Raw genomic sequence first — 775 nt, 5'->3', positions numbered from 1 at the left:
GTGCGTTACCGGCTTGAGTCGGCGCGGCGCTCGTACCAGCGTCGCCGGCCGGCGCAGCCGTCTCGGCGGCGATCAAAAAGACGTCGCGCGCCTGGCCGCCGCCCGCCTGGAATTCCACGCCCGCGCCCTTCCGCATAGTGGTTTCCCGGCGCAGGTTTTCGCGGGTGAAGGTGTAGCGGTTGCCGTCGGCTCCGGTGATGAAGCCGAAGCCCTGGACTTCGTCATAATGAAGCACTTTGCCGCGCATTTGCCACCCCCACTTGCCACGTCCCTGCCAAGGTGTGGCACATGGCCGAACCGATGGGCAAGACCGCATCGGGATGCGGCCGGCGTCATGCGGGCGGATGAGGCTCGTTGCCCGGTCTTACGAAGGCCGCTTCTTCGCCTTCTTGTGCTTGGGTGCACCAGAGGTGTCGAATTTCGGCTTGCCCGGCTTCTTCGCCCATGGCTTTGCATCATGCGGGGCGGTCGGGCGCTGATCGGCTGCTGCCGGTGCACGTTTTTCGAATTTGCGCTTCGGCGCGTTGGGATCGAACGGCGCCTTGCCGCGATGCGGCTTCTTGTCGGGGCTTGGCGGCTGATAGCCGGCGCGCGACAGATCGGGCGTACCGTCGAGCCGCTTCACCAGGATGTTGCCTTGCAGCTTCCGGTCGGGACCGATCGCGGCCAGGAAGCGGTCTGCCCAATCCGCTGCGATCTGCACGTAGGTCTCTTCCGGCTGCATCTTGATGGCGCCGATCTCTCGCTTCGAGATGCTGCCGGTGCGGCATAGCAT

Annotated in this window: 1 protein-coding gene and 1 pseudogene; both read right to left on the bottom strand. The window is 65.4% G+C overall.

The features are described from left to right. Nucleotides 1-247: pseudogene (locus EN994_RS33810) on the bottom strand (DUF805 domain-containing protein); the annotation flags it as partial. 117 nt (nucleotides 248-364) lie between these two features. Further along, a partial coding sequence (locus tag EN994_RS33805; RefSeq protein WP_206530572.1) for a DbpA RNA binding domain-containing protein occupies nucleotides 365-775 on the bottom strand: 411 nt, incomplete at its 5' end.

The organism is Mesorhizobium sp. M7A.F.Ca.CA.002.09.1.1, from assembly GCF_003998555.1.
In the GTDB taxonomy this organism is placed as follows: Bacteria; Pseudomonadota; Alphaproteobacteria; order Rhizobiales; family Rhizobiaceae; genus Mesorhizobium; species Mesorhizobium ciceri.
The sequence above is the reverse complement of the archived record's forward strand: the minus strand, read 5'-3'. Positions and strand labels throughout refer to the sequence as shown.